This is a genomic window from Paenibacillus sp. 2TAB19, from assembly GCF_052115185.1.
GTDB lineage: Bacteria > Bacillota > Bacilli > Paenibacillales > Paenibacillaceae > Pristimantibacillus.
In genome coordinates this window covers 132,616-149,254 of record NZ_JBFRGE010000001.1, presented here as the reverse complement: position 1 = coordinate 149,254, position 16,639 = coordinate 132,616, and the positions used below count along the sequence as shown (strand labels likewise).

The following is a 16,639-nucleotide window of genomic DNA, read 5'->3' as shown; positions in this document are numbered from 1 at the left end:
GATCATATGAAGTGATCATTACACATTAATGGAGGTTGGAAGCCGTTTCGGACCTTTGCGCATCGGGCTCTTGCATAACGGGCATTCGCGCTGCTCAGGCTGCGCTTCCTCGTACGTAATGATTCGCTGCCATACTTTGCAGCTGTCGCTGGTACACATCCAGGCGAGCGCCAATTCGCCGCGCTCCTGATCGTCGTTGATTGCTCGGTCCTCCGTCAAGGGCTGGAAGGCGGACAAGACGAATCGGGACAGCTCGGCAGGCTTGCCGTGGTATACGGCCGGAGAGCTGATATAGAGCTGCTCCTGAGCTCTCGTGATTGCGACATAAGCGAGCCGCCGCTCCTCCTCCAGCGCCTCGGCGCGCGTATCGTCGCCTGTCTGCGCTGCGCTTCGATCGCTTCGTTTATCGGCGGCTAATGCGGACGTATGAGGCAAGATACCCTCCGATGCTCCGATGAGGAAGACGGCTGGAAACTCCAGCCCCTTCGACTTATGTATGGACATAAGTGAAATCGCGCTTCTTTTGGTTGCAGCGTGCTGCTGCTGCTTCTTCTGTTGAGAAGCGGAGATGTGCTTATCCGTGATGTCATCGATATAAGTTAAGAAGGCTTCGATCGTTTCATGCGCCTGTGCGGCTGATTCGAGCTCGTCTACGACCTCTTTAATCGCTTCCTTATGTTCGGTAAGAACACTTTGCTTACCTGTCTCGAGGTATTGGTCGTAGAAGGATTGGCGCAGCAACGCGATAGCGGCTTGCGGCCTCAGCTCGGTTAACGACTTCAGCAGCTTGATGCGTTCCTTGATCTTTTCCTTCTGAAATTCCTTTAACGCGGGATAGTCGAGCAGATGAATAAGCGGCCATTTCTTGGCCCGCTCTTTGTCTTGATGCCAGATGAACGCCATCGCTTGCTCGCGATTCACATACAGCGTCTGGAGCATCGACTCGATCGCGTCGAAGTTGCGGCGGTCCAGCACGAGCCGCAGATGGGCAAGGAGCGGCTTCACTACGGAATGGTCGTAGAATAGCTGGCCGTCGCCGAAGTCGACGAACGGCAGTTGCCGAAGCAGAAGCTGCTCGACGAGCGCCCGGCTGCTGCTGGCAGTCCGGTAGAGCACGGCGAAGTCGCTGAAGGAACGAGTGCCTTGCTCCTGCTGCTGTGCTATGGTATCCGCGATGAGACTCGCTTCTTCCTGAGTCGTCTTAACGCGGGCGTAAGAGGGCGGCTCTCCCTTTGGCTTCACGACATGCAGCGTCTTCGGCTTGCGCAGCTTGTTGCGGCGAATAATCGCATTGCCAAGACCGACGATAGCGGCGGTCGAGCGATAGTTAATATCAAGCACGATCGTCGCCGCGCCCGGATACTGCTGCTCGAAGTTCAAGATATAGTCGTTGCGAGCGCCGTTGAACGAGTAGATCGTCTGATCATCATCGCCGACGACCATCAGATTGCGATGGCCTTCGGCAAGAAGCTTCACAATAGCGTACTGAACCTCGTTCGTATCCTGGAATTCGTCGATCATGATATAGTGGAAGCGCTGCTGTAAGGAAGCAAGCAGCGATTTGTCTCTTGATAGCAGGCGATACGCTTCGAGCAGCAGGTCGTCGAAGTCGAAACGGTCACTTTCCTGCTTCCATAGCTCGTATCTCGTGAAGAGCACCTTCAGCTCGCGTTCCTCGGAGGTTGATTCGGGCAGCTCGCTTACATCGATCATCTGCAGCTTCACGGAGGATAACTGAGCAAGCAGCGTCTCCGGCTCGTATTCGCGCGTGAGCGTATGCGCAAGCTCACGCATTAGCCGCTTGAAGAAGACAAGTTTCTGGCTTGTCTCGCTTAGAATCGATTGCCGATAGCCCCTTCCGCGCAGCAGCTGGAGGCAGAAGGAATGGAAGGTGCGCGCTTCAATAGCACCTGCAGTCTGCGCTGGAATGGCGGGCAAGGAACGAATACGACCTTTCATTTCGTCGGCGGCCTTCTTGGAGAAGGTCATGAGCAGCACCTGCTGGGGCTGTACGTGGCGAACCGCGACTAGATAGGCGGTGCGGCAGACGAGCACCGACGTCTTGCCTGTGCCGGCGCCTGCGAGCGTAAGCGCCGGGCCTGTGTCATGGCGCACGGCGGCGATTTGCGGACGGTTGAGCAAGATGCCGTGCCGCTCAAGCGCGCGGAAGAAGGCGGCATCCGCATCGTTGCTGCCGACGAGCCGAGCGCTCGTATCGGCTTCTGCGCGGTCGGCAACGGGAATGGAACTATTTTGAATCCCAATAGGGTAAGAATAATAGGTAAGACTCATGTATCAATCACCTTCGTCAACAAATATATAGACCATCATAGCAGATGGCATGAGATTTCGACTAGCTAACGAAAGAGAGAGGAAGCTGACGCGACATGATTAGACAAGCTGTTCAAGAGGATGTGCATGAAGTGATGCCGCTGCTGCTGGCGGCAATCGGCAACATCGCCCACACGCTGGCGGGCACGGAGGACGATGCGGAGACAAAGCGCATATTGGCTGAATTTTACGGAAGAGAGGGCAATCGGATCAGMTATGAGCATGTGCTCGTCTATACGAGGGACGGACATGTTGTGGGAATGGCAATCAGCTATCCGGGTGATGGAGCGGAGCTGCTTGATCGGCCCTTTGCCGAGCGCATTGCTCTTATCCATGGCGATGCCGGAGCGGACCCCATCGTCGTTGAGGCCAAGGAGGGAGAATATTACTTGGACTCGATTGCCGTCGATGAAGAGTTTCAAGGGCAGGGGATTGCTAAGGAGCTGTTCGCTGCGTTCGAGGAGAAGGGAAAGGATGCCGGTTACAGAAGAATGTCGCTTATTGTAGAGCCCTATAATGAAGGTGCCTATGCGCTTTATAAAAAGCTTAACTACGTTGAGGACGGCATAATTACCGTCAGCGGAGGCCAATACAGAAGAATGGTGAAAAATATCGAATAATAGCTTACGCTCTAAAACTATTTCTTGGAATAAATAGGATCGGTACGTTAATATAAAAGTGACAGATAAAGTCATTTCCAGTCATTTTTCAATCGTATCCGGGAGCGTGTTGTTCATGTTGGGTGGTCGGTTAAGAAGCACGAAGCTAGCTTACAGTTCGGGTAATTTGTCGGTAAATTTGATTGCGCAGGCTTTCGCGACCTACATCGTTTTTTATTATGTGGACGTGCTGGGCGTGAAGCCTGGACTCATAAGCGCGGCCATGGTTGTGCACGGCATTGTAAACGCTGTTCTGAACCCCTTGTTCGGTCATCTGTCCGATCGAACGACCTCGCGCTGGGGGAGACGCATCCCGTATATGCTGTTCGGCATGGTGCCTTTGGCCGCTGCCTTCACCGCAATCTGGTTTCCTATAGGTGAAGGAATGACGTTATTCTGGTACTTCGTATTTATTGTACTCGTGTACGATATATTGTTCGTTATGGTTGTACTCAACTACTCGGCGCTGTTCCCGGAAATGTTCACAACGATGAAGGAGCGCGCGAGTGTGTCCGCTTCACGCCAAATGCTCGGCATCGTAGGCATGATTATCGGCGTTGCGCTGCCACCACTGCTGTACAGCGGAATGGGCTGGGGCCCGATGGGCGTAATCTTCGCCGGCGTTGCGCTCTTGTTCCTTCTTATTATGGTGACGTCAAGCAAAGAGAAAACGACCGTGGAGCGGGAGAAGCTTGGCCTGAAGCAATCGCTGAAATATACGTTCACCAACAAAGCGTTCGTTATGTTCGTTATCGGAAGTTTCTTCGTGCAGTTCACATTCGCGATGATTCCGGCAATTATTCCGTTTTTCACGAAATATGTGCTCCGCGCGTCCGACGACAGCAATACGATATTGCTCGGCGCGATATTCGTAGCGGCTATTCCTTGCGTATTCCTTTGGAGCAAGCTCGTCACCCGCTGGGGACTGCGCAAGACGTCGCTGGTCGCCGTCGCCTGTTATTCGGCCTCCATGCTGCCCTTTGCCTTCGTTTCCAGCGTGCTCGCTGCCGCGATAGCTGCTGCCGCAATTGGAATAGGACTAGCCGGACTGCTCGTGCTGCTGGATATGCTGTTGTCGGAGGTTATCGACGAGGACGAGAGGCGGACGAAGGTGCGCAGAGAGGGTATGTACTTCGGCATGAACGGATTCATCGTCAGATGGGGCGTATCGCTTCAGGCAGTCGTGCTTGGCATTGTGCTGGAGACGACAGGTTATGTGAAGGATGCGGTGCAGACGGACAGCGCTGTCTGGGGCATCCGCTCGATGCTGAGCTTTATTCCCCTCGGCGCGCTGCTGCTGGCGTTTGTGTTCTTCTATCTGTATCCAATCCGCAGTACAGGAACTGAACAGAAATCATCTTTGGATGTATAGGAAGCGTGGTTGTTGATCGAATGTCGCCATCATTAGAATGGGTCAAAAAGAATGGGTTGATCGTAGCTCTGTTCGCAATCGGCGCGCTTGTGCGCTTGCTCTATGCCAGTGCTATACCGGCAGGCTTTAACCAGGATGAAGCGTCGATCGGTTATGACGCCTATGCTATCCTTCATTACGGCATCGACCGTAACGGCATACAGCTGCCGATTCATCTCATTGCTTGGGGCAGCGGTCAGAACGCCTTATACGCATACTTATCGATGCCTTTTATATGGTTGCTAGGCTTGAATGAGCTATCGGTTCGAGCCGTCAATATCGTATTTGGTCTTGTTGGCATCATTGCTTTCTACTTTATTGCCAAGCAATTGTTCAAGCATAAGGCAGCGGCTGGTACGGCCATGTTTCTTATCGCGATTTGTCCGTGGCATATTATGATGTCCAGATGGGCGCTGGAGTCGAACCTTTTTCCAACGTTGGTACTGCTGGCGGTATGGTTCTTGTTCAAGTCGCTCGAACAACCAAAATGGTTCACGCTGTTCGCAATTACGATTACGTTGTCGTTGTATGCTTATGGGACCGCATATTTCTTCGTTCCCGTGTTCGTGCTCGGCGTACTCATCCTGCTCATCGCGCAGAAAAAAATCAAACTCCGTACGTTACTATGGAATATAGGCATCATGGTTGTGCTGGGGCTGCCGATCCTGCTCTTTATTGTTATCAACCGGCTTGGCAAGGGGACAATTGAATCATGGCTGTTCTCGATTCCGAAGCTGACCGTTCCGAGGGTAGAGCAGGTATCGAGCGTCTTCCAAGGCGATGTGCTGCAAAATGCTGTTCAGCATTTCGATCTGCTGCTGCAAGTGCTGCTTAGTCAGGAAGACGGCCTGTTGTGGAACGCTATTCCTCCTTACGGGTATATGTACCCTTTAGCGCTGCCGCTCATGCTTGTTGGACTTTACGCTGTYTGCGTGAGGATTGGCAGCGGCTTGCGCACCGAGCAAGGCATTATCGCCATCTGGGGAATAACAGCCGTGCTGATGTCGCTCATTACGGATATTAATATTAATCGGATTAATATCATTTTCTTCCCGCTGGTTCTGCTAACGTTAGCAGGGCTAATATGGCTGAAGGGACAGCTCAAGTACGTTTTTCCGGTCGCGCTGGCGGCGTTTGCAGTGTTTTTCGTTTTGTTCTGTGGTAATTATTTCGTAGAGTATCCGAAGAAAGCCGGTCCGATGTTCTATGAATCGTTTGGTGAAGCGGTGCAATATGCGTCCGATCAGTCGGATGGAACGATCTACGTAACGAATAACGTTAATATGCCGTATATTTATGTACTTTTTTACGAGCGGATCGATCCGCATCTGTTTCTTGACACGGTCGTATACAGCAATCCGGGTGCCCCGTTCCAATTCGTAAGCTCCTTCGGACGTTATCAATTCGGCTTGCCGGCTGCGTTCGAGCCGAGCGATAATGCCGTCTATATTTTGTCCGAAGGAGATCAGCCTCCTAGCGATCTGAGCGGCTACGAGGTGAGAGAGTTTAAGCACTATAAAGTGATTAGAATGGCGTCCCGTTAACGTAATAGCTGTCCTCGCGATAAGCGATGAAGACGACCTCGACCTCGGATGCGCCGAGCTTCTGAATCGATTCGGTAACGGCCAACGCGAACTCGTTCCTTGTCTGCTGCCCGCGATCGAACCAGCCTACCTCGACGAAGACGAACAGCGATCCGTCAGCCGGATCGCCGAATACGCTCGTCGCATTCAAGCAAGACATCGTAAAGTTGTCCGTGCCGCATTGACATAACTCGGCTAATGTCTCGGCAAGCGGCTCGCTGGCGGTGCGCAGTTGATCGGCGGTTACGCCGCGGAATACTAAATGTGGCAAATAAATGACCTCCTAGATATGGAAAGCTCGAAAATATAAAGCTAATCTATTGTAACATGGGCGACAATCTTCAATAAAAATAGGACGGCTGCATCCGCATCCGTCCTATTTTTATTGTTATTTGGTTCCTGGAGTTTCCGTCTGGAAAGGCTTTAAGAACAGCTTCGGAATTTCCGTTTCGAACCGAAGCAACTTGCCGGTAGCCGGGTGGTTGAAAGCGAGAACGCGGGCGTGCAGGCCAAGTCGGCCAATCGCTTTCGTACGGGCGCCGTACTTTTTGTCGCCGACCACAGGATGCCCGATTTCCTCCATATGAACGCGAATTTGATTTTTGCGTCCCGTCTCCAGGTGAACCTCGAGCAAGGAGAAGTTTCTGTCCGAGCGAAGCACTTTATAATGGGTGACGGCATGCTGGCCGTCATTCGGATAGCTGCTGGAATACATCTTAAGCGTCTTGCTCTCCTTGAGCCAAGACGAGATTGTGCCCTGCGGCTGCTTAACCGTCCCTTCGACTAATGCCACATACATACGCTCCTGTACGGTTTCCTGCCAATTGTTCTGGAGCTGCTGCTGAATGGCTTCGCTCCTTGCGAACAGCATAAGACCTGAAGTATCCCGGTCGAGCCTATGGACGATGAAGATCCGATTGTTGGGATTGTAGACACGGACATAGGCCATCAATTGACGATAGGCCGTTACCTCGTTCTCCGCCCCTGTTGTAGAGGAAACCGACAGCAGTCCTGCCTGTTTAACAATGACAATCACATCATCATCCTCATGCACAATTTTCATTCCCTCGAGCGGTGGCGCCTCAATGGCCCGCCCTTTGTTCAGCGTTACCGTACTGCCCGGACGAAGCGGGAAATTATAGGCGGTGTTCGGTTTGCCGTCGACGGCGATCTGACCATGCGCCAGCATCGATTTGATTTTATTCCGACCGGCCCCCGCAATATGCTTAATGAGGAAAGGCAGCAGCTCTATAGCCTCATCCACGGTATAGGTCTTCTGCTTTTCCTTGGCGTTATCTTTCAACTGGGTCCGCTCATTGTGCGGTTTAATATGGCCCGCAGATCTATTGCTATTGCCGTTATTGCCATTGCTTCCGCCGCTGCCGTGATTTTTTTTCTTTATTGGACCGTGCGTCTGCTTTTGCTTTTGTTGCTCAGGGCGACTTCTCCCCTTATTCATGCTTACGACCTCCTAGCTTCATTGCTCCTACTATACCATGATTGGCCGTTGCAGTTCTAATGATTCACTTGAAAAGAAGAAGACTGGGTATACCATTCTATGAAAGCTGTTTTCATAGACAAGCAAGGATAGGGATGTTACCATAATTTTATAGATTGTCGGTTGTATAAAAGGTGAAGGTTAGGAGAATGTACGAAGTGAAACTAGTGAACAATAAGCTTGCAACAATGATAGTAACTCCGATGCTTGCAGCAGGTCTTCTGCTTGCTCCGCTGCCTGGTCTTAGCAGCTCTGCTTCAGTCGAAGCAGCAGTAGCACCTGCACCGGCTGCCGCAGCAGCTAAGTCGCCGCTCGTATATGTGGACGGCAAGAAATTAAATTTGTCGGCATCGGCGTTCGCTCAGAACGGAGTCACCTTCGTACCGATGCGCAATATTTTCAGCGCCTTGCAAGCATCCGTAACGTGGGAGCCGAAGACGAAGACGATTATCGGCCGCAAAGGCAATATAACGATTACATTAACGGTTGGGCAGAAAACAGCGCTTATTAACGGCAAGTCAGTAAAGCTGGACGCTGCGCCGATCGTCAAGGGCGGAGTGACATTCGTTCCCGTCCGCTTCACCTCGCAATCGCTTGGAGCGACAGTGAAATGGGACAGTGCGGCTAATACGATTCGAATTACATCCACGGAAGAAGCTGAACGGCTCGCTTATGAGAAATGGTTGGAGCAGCAAGCTAACATTCCGAAGCTTACGACGAAGCAAATTGTAGAGAAATACGACCAAAGCGTCGTCCTTATTTCTACGAATCTTGGCCAAGGCAGCGGAATTGTGATCGGAGACAATCTTATTTTGACCAATTATCATGTGATCGTCGATGCGACCTCGGCAACTGCAATGACGGTGGATGGAGAAACTCTGAGCGTGGTTGGAGTCGTCCATTATGATAAGACGGATGACCTTGCTATCATTAAGACGGAGGAATCCATCGGGGCTGCTGCAGTCGAGCTCGGATATGGCCTGAGCGCGGAGAAGGGCGATAAAGTTGTGGCGATCGGAAGTCCGCTGGGCTTCCAAAACACGGTGTCGGAAGGTGTCATTAGCAACATCATCTATGAGGATGGCGTTCGTTATTTGCAAACGAGCGCACCGATCGACCATGGCAGCTCAGGAGGAGCGCTCTTTAGCGATACGGGCGAATTGATCGGCATTACATCGGGCGGCATGGAAAATACGACGGCCCACTTGAATATTGCCGTATCGGTTATGCATGCGTCGCTCCTCGAGGGAGTGGTAACGGAGCAGATGATTAAGCAAGCTAAGTTCCTTCCTCCTACCTTGCCGGATACGCTGGTCGGGGCTCCTTTTGCAGATGTGAAGAAGCTCATGGAAGAGCAGTTCGGAAGCGTGCAGTTGAAGGCGGCGACGGCGACGTTCACGAATTGGGAAGTGAAGCGCGACGTGGAAGGCTGGTATGTGATAACAGCGGATATCGATCCGATGTTCTATATGTATTATGGTCCGGCATCGGCAGACGAGCTTCGCATTTGGGCTGCTAACTTAGGCTACGAGCTTCATCGAATGCTGCCTGACGAGAAAATCCAATTTGTAGTGTCCTATGACCGTGTTCTTACGTTCGAGCCTCGCGGCTACGAGGACAATGAGGTTACGCCGGCAGGCGAGGGCAAATGGCGCTTGCGCTTCCCGGTTATCGATATGCAGGTGAAGGACCAGCTTGTCATTGACGTTAAGCAATAATCTAACTCATACGTTGGCGCTTCGTCCGCATCATGCGGAAGGGGCGCCTCTTCTTTTTTGATGCGAATTTTTGTACAATAAGAAGCAGTCTTATAATAAGCGCTAAAGTTAGAGAGGTATTTACTATGAAAGTCGTCTTAACGACGTTGAACGCGAAGTTCATTCACACCTCGCTTGCGCTGCGATGCTTGAAGGCATACAGCGGCGAGCGATTCGATATGGATATAGCAGAGTATACGATTAAGGATCCTGCGATGAATATCGTATCGGATATTTTCTCGCGCAAACCGGATGTGGTAGGTTTTTCCTGCTACATTTGGAATATTGAAGAGACGATCACCGTCATCAACATGCTGCGCAAAATCATGCCCGAGGTCAAAATCATTTTAGGCGGACCAGAGGTCAGCTACGATATGAATTACTGGATGGACCGCGTGTCCGAGGTTGATTTCATCGTCATCGGCGAAGGGGAAGAGACGTTCGACCAGTTATTGACCGAGATTCAAGGGGACGGCAAATACCATATGGTATTCGGCATTGCTTACCGCAAGCAGCGCGGGGAGGAATCCGAGGTGGTCATTATGCCGCCGCGTCCGAAGCTGAATCTAGCGGAGCTGCCTTCGCCCCACCGGTTCAAGGAAGATATTCCGAACCTCGGCAGCCGAGTCGTTTATTTCGAGACAAGCCGCGGCTGTCCGTTCAGCTGTCAGTTCTGCCTATCCAGCATCGAGGTTGGCGTGCGTTACTTCGATATCGAACGGACGAAGTCCGATATTTTATATTTGATCGATTCCGGCGCGAAGCTCATTAAGTTCGTAGACCGAACGTTCAATATTAAGCGTGACTATGCGCTGGAGATGTTCCAATTCCTGATCGAGAACCATCAGGGCTGCGTCTTCCAATTCGAGATTACCGCCGATATTATGCGGCCGGAGGTGCTCGATTATTTGGCCGAGCATGCGCCGCCTGGCGTATTCCGCTTCGAGATCGGCGTTCAATCGACGAATGATCCGACCAATGAAGCGGTACAGCGGAGACAGAACTGGTCGAAGCTCGTGCGCACCGTCACCAAGGTGAAGGATTCGCAGAAGATTGATCAGCATCTGGACTTGATCGCCGGATTGCCGCTTGAGAATTATGATACGTTCCGCGGGACGTTCAATGATGTGTTCGAGCTTCGTCCGGAAGAGCTGCAGCTCGGATTCCTGAAGATGCTGCGCGGTACAGGCTTGCGGCTTGATGCGGCGAAGTGGGGATATATTTATATGGATCGGGCGCCTTACGAAATGCTCGGCAACGATCTGATGCCGTTCGGAGATATCGTTCGCATTAAGCGAGTGGAGGATGTGCTGGAAAAATATTGGAACGCGCATCGGATGGACCATACTCTGCTTTATCTAGTTGAGCGCGTATTCGACTCGCCGTTCGACTTCTTCCAGCTGTTCGGCGATTATTGGGAGCGTCGGGGCTGGCAGAAGATCGGCCATCAGCTGGAGGATCTGTTCTCGCGGCTATGGGCGTTTCTTGGCTCGCTGGAGGATGCTTCTGCTTCTGCGTCGACCGAGCTGCAAGCTTCGATGCTCGCAGACGCTCGCAACCGTCTCGATTCCGAAGTCGTGCTAGGGCTCATGAAATACGATTTCTTCTTGAATCATAATTACAAGCCGCGCAAGACATGGTGGGAATTCACGATGGACAAGTCGGAGTGGAGCGGTTGGATGCGACGTCTTGTTGAGCATCCTGGCGACGTGTCGCCGGAATTCGCCGCGCTCGGCTTAAGCGAGAAGGAGCTGCACAAGCATGCGGTCATCGAGAAGCTGCCGTACGATCTTACAGCCTTCCTTGCCAGCGGCGAGATCGATAAGTCGAGGCATACGCTTCTCGTCATGCTGTATGCGCTCGATGCCGGAAGCACGAAGCCGACGCCGCGCCCATATATGCTGACGATGGAAGCGGATAAGGCAAGCGAGGCGGTTACGAAGTAAATAGACGGCTTAGCGTCCGATAGTGACGCTAAGCCGTTTTTTTATTGGTTGCGTGCTAAGGAATCTTAGGAACGTTATTAGGAAGGATGTGCGTTAGCGTTTCCACGGTTCGTAAGAAGCAACGAAAGGCGGGTTGGAGGTTAAATAGACATTCTACGATTCGTAAGCAAGCAGTAACCATAAACGAAGACAGGAACAGCATGAAAAAAGCCGTACCATGGCTTGAAGGCCAAGATACGGCAGGTATGAATGGTTTACGTTTATTTGCTTGCAGGAACAACGCTGCGCAATACCGTCATGCTGCCGGACAGCTCGTAGCTGCCGAGTGTCGCCGGCAGAAGGAAGCACTCGCCCGCTTTGACCGACAGTTCGCCGTCCGCCCACTTCAGGCTGCCTTGGCCTTCGGCGATAACAAGGATGACGAAGCTTTGCGTCGTTGTTTCAAGCTGCCATGGCGCTGCAACAATGCCTTTTTCTACGATGAAATACGGGGAAGAGGCGATTGTCAGCCATTCGCCAGGGGCTGCTCCGTCCGTCTTCATGCGCTGAGCGCCAGCACCCTCGTATGCGATAACATTCAGCGAGTCTTCGATATGGAGCTCGCGCAGCTGACCGTCGAGGCCTGGGCGGGCATAGTCGTACAGGCGGTAAGTCGTGTCCGAGTTTTGCTGAATTTCAGCAACAACGACACCGGAGCATAGAGCGTGAACCGTGCCTGCAGGGATGTAGAAAGCATCGCCCGCCTCCACGGAAACCTCCTGAAGCGTATCCATAATGCGGCCTTCGGCGATAGCCGATTCCATAGCGGCACGGTCGATGCCGTCTTTGAGACCGTATATGATTTTGGCGCCTGGCTTAGCGTCGAGAATGTACCACATCTCCGTCTTTCCAAGCTCGCCTTTCGGCAGCCCTTCATAAACATCGGTTGGATGAACTTGGATGGACAGGTCGTCATTGCAATCGAGTAGCTTGATCAGGAGCGGGAAACGTCCGTTTTTCTCTGAGAAGCCTTGCGAGCCGAACCACTCGCGACCGTAAGTTTCGCGGATGACATCGAGGCCAGTGCCAGTCAGCTCGCCGTTCATTATTTTAGTCGTTCCGTTCGGGTGGTCGCCGATCATCCAGCCTTCGCCGATCGATCCATCAGGCAGCGTAAGGCCGAAGCCTTCAAGTGCTCGTCCGCCCCAAATACGTTCTTTCATCTCCGGTTGGAATTGCAATGGATAAGGTTTTACTGTCATTGTTGTATCTCTCCCATGTACGTGATTTATATGTAAAACGTTAAGACTGAGATTTAATTGCTGCGGCGCCTCTCCGCAGCAATAAGATATGGCGCAGTTCCGCGTTGCAACTGACGGTATATGACCGTCTGCGCCAAAGTTTGCGGAAGCTGAGCTGCCCAGCTTTCGACGGCAGTCGCTTCCTCTGCCCCGCCCGGGTGACCGGGATAGAGCACGCAGGTTACGATGCCGCCTGGCCGGAGCAGCGACAAGGCGGCATCTAGTGCCGCAAGCGTCGAAGCAGGCTCCGTGATTACGGCGTGATCCCCGCCTCCGGGCAAGTAGCCGAGATTGAACATAACGGCGGCTACTTTGCCAATTGCTTCAGGAGCAACAGCTTCCGCCATGCGCGCATGGTTCTCCAGCAGAAGCCTGACATCGGGCTTCTTTCCATTGTCAGCGAGCGGAGAGAGCCGCTCGTTAGTTCGATCCAGCGCTTCCTGCTGAATGTCGAAAGCGTATACGGTGCCGCTCCGGCCGACAAGCTCAGCTAGGGCAAGCGTATCGACACCGCCCCCTGCGGTTGCGTCAATGACAATATCGCCGGCAGAGGCACGCTCTGCGATCCATCTGTGCGCCATGCTCAGCACGGATAAGAAGCCCATACTAACTCTCCGGCTGCCACAGCTTGCCTTGCCACGTATCGCGGTTGCGCAGCTCGGCATCGATGGCATTCAGCACTTCCCACTTCTTCAGACTCCACATCGGCCCGATCAACAGGTCGCGAGGCGCATCGCCCGTCAATCGATGGACGATCATCTCTGGAGGGAGGAATTCCAAGCTGTCGACAATGAGCTTCACATATTCGTCTTGTTCGAGGAAGTGCAGCAGTCCTGCTTCGTATTGGCGGACCATCGGCGTCTTGCGCATGAGGTGGAGCAGATGGATCTTAATGCCCTGCACATCCATTTTGGCAACCGCACGTCCCGTATCGAGCATCATCTCGTGAGTCTCCTGCGGCAAGCCGTAAATAATGTGAGCGCACACGCGAATGCCTCGCTCTCTGAGTCTGCGGACCGCATCGAGATAGCAGGCGGTATCATGCGCGCGATTGATTAGCTCGGATGTCGATTCATGCACCGTCTGCAAGCCCATCTCGACCCACAGGTAGGTGCGTTCGTTCAGTTCCGCCAAATAATCGACGACATCATCCGGCAAGCAGTCCGGCCGTGTAGCGATCGACAAGCCGACGACGCCGGGCTGCTGGAGAATGACTTCATAATATTCTCTTAATTCCTCGACTGGTGCATACGTGTTCGTATAAGCCTGGAAGTAGCCGATGTAATTCGCCTCCGGCCACTTCTGATGCTGGCGGTCGCGAATATTGTTGAATTGGGTGACGAGATCGTCGCGTCTGCTGCCCGCGAAGTCGCCTGATCCGCGCGCGCTGCAGAATGTGCAGCCGCCCTTGGCAATCGAGCCGTCCCGATTCGGGCAAGTGAAGCCTGCGTCGAGCATGACCTTGAATACCTTGCCGCCGAACTGCTCGCGCATCTCGTAGTTCCATGTATGAAATCTTTTGTCGCCCCAGAGCATTGGCTGCTGCGGCGTCGATTTTAGATCAATCATTTTTTTCCCCTTCTTTCAAGACGTACATCCTCTATTTTAGCGAAAAACGAACCGAAAAGCCACGACTTATCCACTTAGCCGCGGACAATGTTCGGAAACCGCTTTAATTGGAAATTATTTTTGAAATTGGCGATTATGGGCTTGCAATACCTTACATGAAGTGTTATATTAAAAGTGCGACAAAACAACAAATAAACCTAACATAGCCCATTTGCACCTGAATTCATGAAACGTCGATTAACTGGTAACGCTATATAATAAATCGATGAGGTGATGTGAGATGAGTACAACAAAAATTCCGCATGGCAATGACAAAGTAACGGTAGAGCTTACAGTGAAAGAGTTAATGGCGCTGACAGGCGTTCGTTTCCACGATAATCACAGCGTAGAGATTTCGGCACGCAAGAAGCTGAACGAAGTGCTGGAAGGTACTTATGAGATCGGACAGCGCGGAGACGCACCGATTCCGTATCAGCTGCTGAGCTAATCGTGAATCAACCTTATTCATACGAAGCAAGTGATTAAAGCCGTTGCGCCGACAAAGCGCCGGCTTTTTTATTTGCGGATCCCGTAACGAAATTGCTTTACAAGGAGGCTATTGTTGGGCACAATAAGGACTAGTTTCATTATAAAGTACTACACAATGGACTTTTGATTTTAAAGCAATTGGAGGCATATATGCGATGCGTTTAAGAGGAAGAAAAGGAATTCGTGAAAGCTTGGAGAGCCAGCCGGAGCTCGTTGTACTGGATGCTGCCCCGCACAAAGGAAAGTGGCGCGAGTTTTTCGGCAACGACAATCCGATTTATGTAGAGCTTGGCATGGGGAAGGGCCGTTTCATTAGCAATATGAGCGCTCGTTACCCGCATATTAATTTCATCGGCGTCGATATGTACGATGAGCTAATACGCCGTGCCAGCGAGAAGGCGCGTGTCATTTGGGAAGAGAAAGGTGTCGAATCCCCGCCGAATCTAGCCCTTCTGCGTGCGAATATTGAAGGTATTGAGGATATGTTCGCGCCAGGCGAGCTTGAGCGAATTCATCTGAACTTCAGCGATCCTTGGCCAAAAAGCAAACACACCCGCCGCAGGCTGACACATTCCCGTTTTGTCGAGAAATATATCGAGCTGTTGAACGAGCGCGGTGAGATTCATTTTAAAACCGATTCGCTGTCGTTGTTCGAGTTCTCCTTGAATAGCTTCGCTGATATGGAGCTTATTATGCGCAATATCTCGCTCCACTTGCATAAGGACGGTCCGCGAGAGGACCTCGTATTTACCGAATATGAAATGAAGTTTATGGAAAAAGGCCAAAATATATATCGCGTCGAAGCGGTTATCGGTGCCGAAGCGCTCCGTAAGCATCGCGAAGCGAAACAAGCGACTGCGATAAAGGAAGCTGCTGAAGCGAATGATGCTGCTGCAGATAATGATAGCGACGACGAATCGGCAACCGAGTAATCGGATTCATTGAGAGCTACACGCTTGGAACGGTGGATGCGATCCAAAAGTAATTGACGGCATACGCGGTAGCCGTTCCAATCAGTGCTCCAGCTGCAACGTCCGACGGGTAATGCAGCCCTAGGTACATCCTCGACCATCCAACGGAAATGCCGATTATAATGGCGGCAGGCACGATAATGGTCAAACCCACGCTGGCCGTCAGTAATATGGGGACGAGCCAAGCGAAGATGGCTGTCGTATGGCCGGATGGGAACGAAGAATCTTGCAGCGGCTTATGGCAAGTGTTGACATCTTGCAGCGCTTGATAGGGTCTTAACCGCTTGAATTTACGTTTCACAATCGCTACCGGCAAGTGGCTAAGGATGACGGCCGCGAGGCATTGCCAGCCGGTCGTGCTCCAAGGTGTCGGTGCGATTAGCGCATATAGCAAGGCGGTTGCCAGGGTGAACGTAGCGCCTCCCATATGCGTCACGGTGTTCAGCCATCTGCCAAGCCACGAATGCACTCTTCCGTCAGCAGGCCTCCGGTTCGCCCAAAAAAGCATTCTCTGCTCATTCGATCGCAACCAATCGAGCATTCTCTCCATAAGTGGTTCCCTCCTGCCGTATTTGCCCTCAGCAAATAACCTTCATAAGCGTATTCCGATCTTACCACGTTTTTGTACGATGAACGTTAACGAATTAATAATCCTTTATTAATGAATTTTCATTTTTCATAAAATCCTTTTTTGTACCAAAATTCGTTTTACAATTCGAATCGTATGGAAATGCTGATACAGACTATCCGCATTATTCGACAATTTCTTCAAAAAGAAAAGCGTTAGCCATGCATCCGTTCACCTATTCGTCACACGTCTGGGACGCGAAATAGGGAACATTTTCAAACCTTTTATCGTAAGTAAGGTCGTTAGTGCTAAAAAGTCAGCAAATGGTTGAAAATAAGGCGTAGCCATCGCAAAAGGGGGGATTGGGTACATTCCGTAGGGATGCAAGCGTTTTTCTGACGAGATTAAGCGTAATCGCGTCCTATTCTACTTTTGACAAAGCTGTTAATTGTGTGGAAAATCAAAAAGGGTTGGCGGAGCGCTTGCAGAGAAGCGCCCATACACAAAGAGAAAATATATGATAAAAACTTGCCGTCTT

The 16,639-nt window shown here is 51.7% G+C and carries 14 protein-coding genes; 7 read left to right on the top strand and 7 right to left on the bottom strand.

Going from position 1 to position 16,639, the window contains the following annotated elements; translation table 11 throughout:
* Window positions 1-18 precede the first annotated feature (18 nt).
* Entirely contained in the window at window positions 19-2,292 is a 2,274-nt protein-coding gene (locus tag AB4Z33_RS00655) for a UvrD-helicase domain-containing protein (RefSeq protein WP_442048029.1), read from the bottom strand.
* Window positions 2,293-2,387: 95 nt separating this feature from the next.
* On the opposite strand from AB4Z33_RS00655, the gene AB4Z33_RS00650 reads away from it, so the two are divergent.
* From AB4Z33_RS00650 to AB4Z33_RS00640, 3 genes are all read left to right on the top strand, one after another.
* Window positions 2,388-2,951 (top strand): GNAT family N-acetyltransferase, encoded by a 564-nt coding sequence (locus AB4Z33_RS00650; protein WP_442048028.1) that lies wholly within the window; start codon window positions 2,388-2,390, stop codon window positions 2,949-2,951.
* A 115-nt stretch (window positions 2,952-3,066) separates the two neighbouring features.
* Window positions 3,067-4,362, top strand: coding sequence for an MFS transporter (locus AB4Z33_RS00645; RefSeq protein WP_442048027.1), 1,296 nt, complete (start codon window positions 3,067-3,069; stop codon window positions 4,360-4,362).
* Between the two features lie 20 nt (window positions 4,363-4,382).
* Window positions 4,383-5,945: an ArnT family glycosyltransferase gene (locus tag AB4Z33_RS00640; RefSeq protein WP_442048026.1), complete on the top strand. Its 1,563-nt coding sequence runs from the start codon at window positions 4,383-4,385 to the stop codon at window positions 5,943-5,945.
* Here AB4Z33_RS00640 and AB4Z33_RS00635 read toward each other — a convergent pair.
* Window positions 5,926-6,255, bottom strand: a complete 330-nt coding sequence (locus AB4Z33_RS00635) for a DUF1904 family protein (RefSeq protein ID WP_442048025.1) — start codon at window positions 6,253-6,255, stop codon at window positions 5,926-5,928. The genes AB4Z33_RS00640 and AB4Z33_RS00635 overlap by 20 nt on opposite strands.
* Window positions 6,256-6,372: 117 nt before the next feature.
* Entirely contained in the window at window positions 6,373-7,443 is a 1,071-nt protein-coding gene (locus AB4Z33_RS00630) for an RluA family pseudouridine synthase (RefSeq protein ID WP_442048024.1), read from the bottom strand.
* A gap of 197 nt (window positions 7,444-7,640) precedes the next feature.
* On the opposite strand from AB4Z33_RS00630, the gene AB4Z33_RS00625 reads away from it, so the two are divergent.
* A complete protein-coding gene (locus tag AB4Z33_RS00625) occupies window positions 7,641-9,200 on the top strand; it encodes a stalk domain-containing protein (protein WP_442048023.1) in 1,560 nt (519 codons plus the stop codon).
* A 125-nt stretch (window positions 9,201-9,325) separates the two neighbouring features.
* The gene (locus tag AB4Z33_RS00620) at window positions 9,326-11,185 is read left to right on the top strand and encodes a B12-binding domain-containing radical SAM protein (protein WP_442048022.1); all 1,860 of its coding nucleotides are present in this window, start codon (window positions 9,326-9,328) and stop codon (window positions 11,183-11,185) included.
* Between the two features lie 260 nt (window positions 11,186-11,445).
* Here the strand turns inward: AB4Z33_RS00620 and AB4Z33_RS00615 are convergent, their stop codons facing one another.
* The 3 genes from AB4Z33_RS00615 to AB4Z33_RS00605 are packed head-to-tail and all read right to left on the bottom strand — an operon-like array spanning window position 11,446 to window position 14,034.
* Window positions 11,446-12,426: a type I phosphomannose isomerase catalytic subunit gene (locus tag AB4Z33_RS00615; protein ID WP_442048021.1), complete on the bottom strand. Its 981-nt coding sequence runs from the start codon at window positions 12,424-12,426 to the stop codon at window positions 11,446-11,448.
* 53 nt (window positions 12,427-12,479) lie between these two features.
* A complete protein-coding gene (locus AB4Z33_RS00610; protein WP_442048020.1) occupies window positions 12,480-13,070 on the bottom strand; it encodes a class I SAM-dependent methyltransferase in 591 nt (196 codons plus the stop codon).
* A gap of 1 nt (window position 13,071) precedes the next feature.
* Entirely contained in the window at window positions 13,072-14,034 is a 963-nt protein-coding gene (locus tag AB4Z33_RS00605) for a TIGR01212 family radical SAM protein (protein ID WP_442048019.1), read from the bottom strand.
* Window positions 14,035-14,314: 280 nt separating this feature from the next.
* On the opposite strand from AB4Z33_RS00605, the gene AB4Z33_RS00600 reads away from it, so the two are divergent.
* Together AB4Z33_RS00600 and trmB are read left to right on the top strand one after the other, a co-directional pair.
* Window positions 14,315-14,521 carry a hypothetical protein gene (locus tag AB4Z33_RS00600; RefSeq protein WP_442048018.1) on the top strand — a complete coding sequence of 69 codons (207 nt, stop codon included), beginning with the start codon at window positions 14,315-14,317 and terminating at the stop codon, window positions 14,519-14,521.
* 196 nt (window positions 14,522-14,717) lie between these two features.
* Window positions 14,718-15,494, top strand: coding sequence for a tRNA (guanosine(46)-N7)-methyltransferase TrmB (gene trmB / locus AB4Z33_RS00595; RefSeq protein ID WP_442048017.1), 777 nt, complete (start codon window positions 14,718-14,720; stop codon window positions 15,492-15,494).
* A 16-nt stretch (window positions 15,495-15,510) separates the two neighbouring features.
* On the opposite strand, the gene AB4Z33_RS00590 is transcribed toward trmB, so the two are convergent.
* Window positions 15,511-16,083 (bottom strand): phosphatase PAP2 family protein, encoded by a 573-nt coding sequence (locus AB4Z33_RS00590; RefSeq protein WP_442048016.1) that lies wholly within the window; start codon window positions 16,081-16,083, stop codon window positions 15,511-15,513.
* Between the last annotated feature and the right edge of the window lie 556 nt (window positions 16,084-16,639).

What these genes read in the sequence shown, in the direction of transcription:
- trmB (WP_442048017.1), top strand. Translation starts at nt 14,718, where the DNA reads ATGCGTTTAAGAGGAAGAAAAGGAATTCGTGAAAGCTTGGAGAGCCAG.
- AB4Z33_RS00630 (WP_442048024.1), bottom strand. Translation starts at nt 7,443, where the DNA reads ATGAATAAGGGGAGAAGTCGCCCTGAGCAACAAAAGCAAAAGCAGACG.
- AB4Z33_RS00610 (WP_442048020.1), bottom strand. Translation starts at nt 13,070, where the DNA reads ATGGGCTTCTTATCCGTGCTGAGCATGGCGCACAGATGGATCGCAGAG.
- AB4Z33_RS00605 (WP_442048019.1), bottom strand. Translation starts at nt 14,034, where the DNA reads ATGATTGATCTAAAATCGACGCCGCAGCAGCCAATGCTCTGGGGCGAC.
- AB4Z33_RS00645 (WP_442048027.1), top strand. Translation starts at nt 3,067, where the DNA reads ATGTTGGGTGGTCGGTTAAGAAGCACGAAGCTAGCTTACAGTTCGGGT.
- AB4Z33_RS00620 (WP_442048022.1), top strand. Translation starts at nt 9,326, where the DNA reads ATGAAAGTCGTCTTAACGACGTTGAACGCGAAGTTCATTCACACCTCG.
- AB4Z33_RS00615 (WP_442048021.1), bottom strand. Translation starts at nt 12,426, where the DNA reads ATGACAGTAAAACCTTATCCATTGCAATTCCAACCGGAGATGAAAGAA.
- AB4Z33_RS00590 (WP_442048016.1), bottom strand. Translation starts at nt 16,083, where the DNA reads ATGGAGAGAATGCTCGATTGGTTGCGATCGAATGAGCAGAGAATGCTT.
- AB4Z33_RS00655 (WP_442048029.1), bottom strand. Translation starts at nt 2,292, where the DNA reads ATGAGTCTTACCTATTATTCTTACCCTATTGGGATTCAAAATAGTTCC.
- AB4Z33_RS00600 (WP_442048018.1), top strand. Translation starts at nt 14,315, where the DNA reads ATGAGTACAACAAAAATTCCGCATGGCAATGACAAAGTAACGGTAGAG.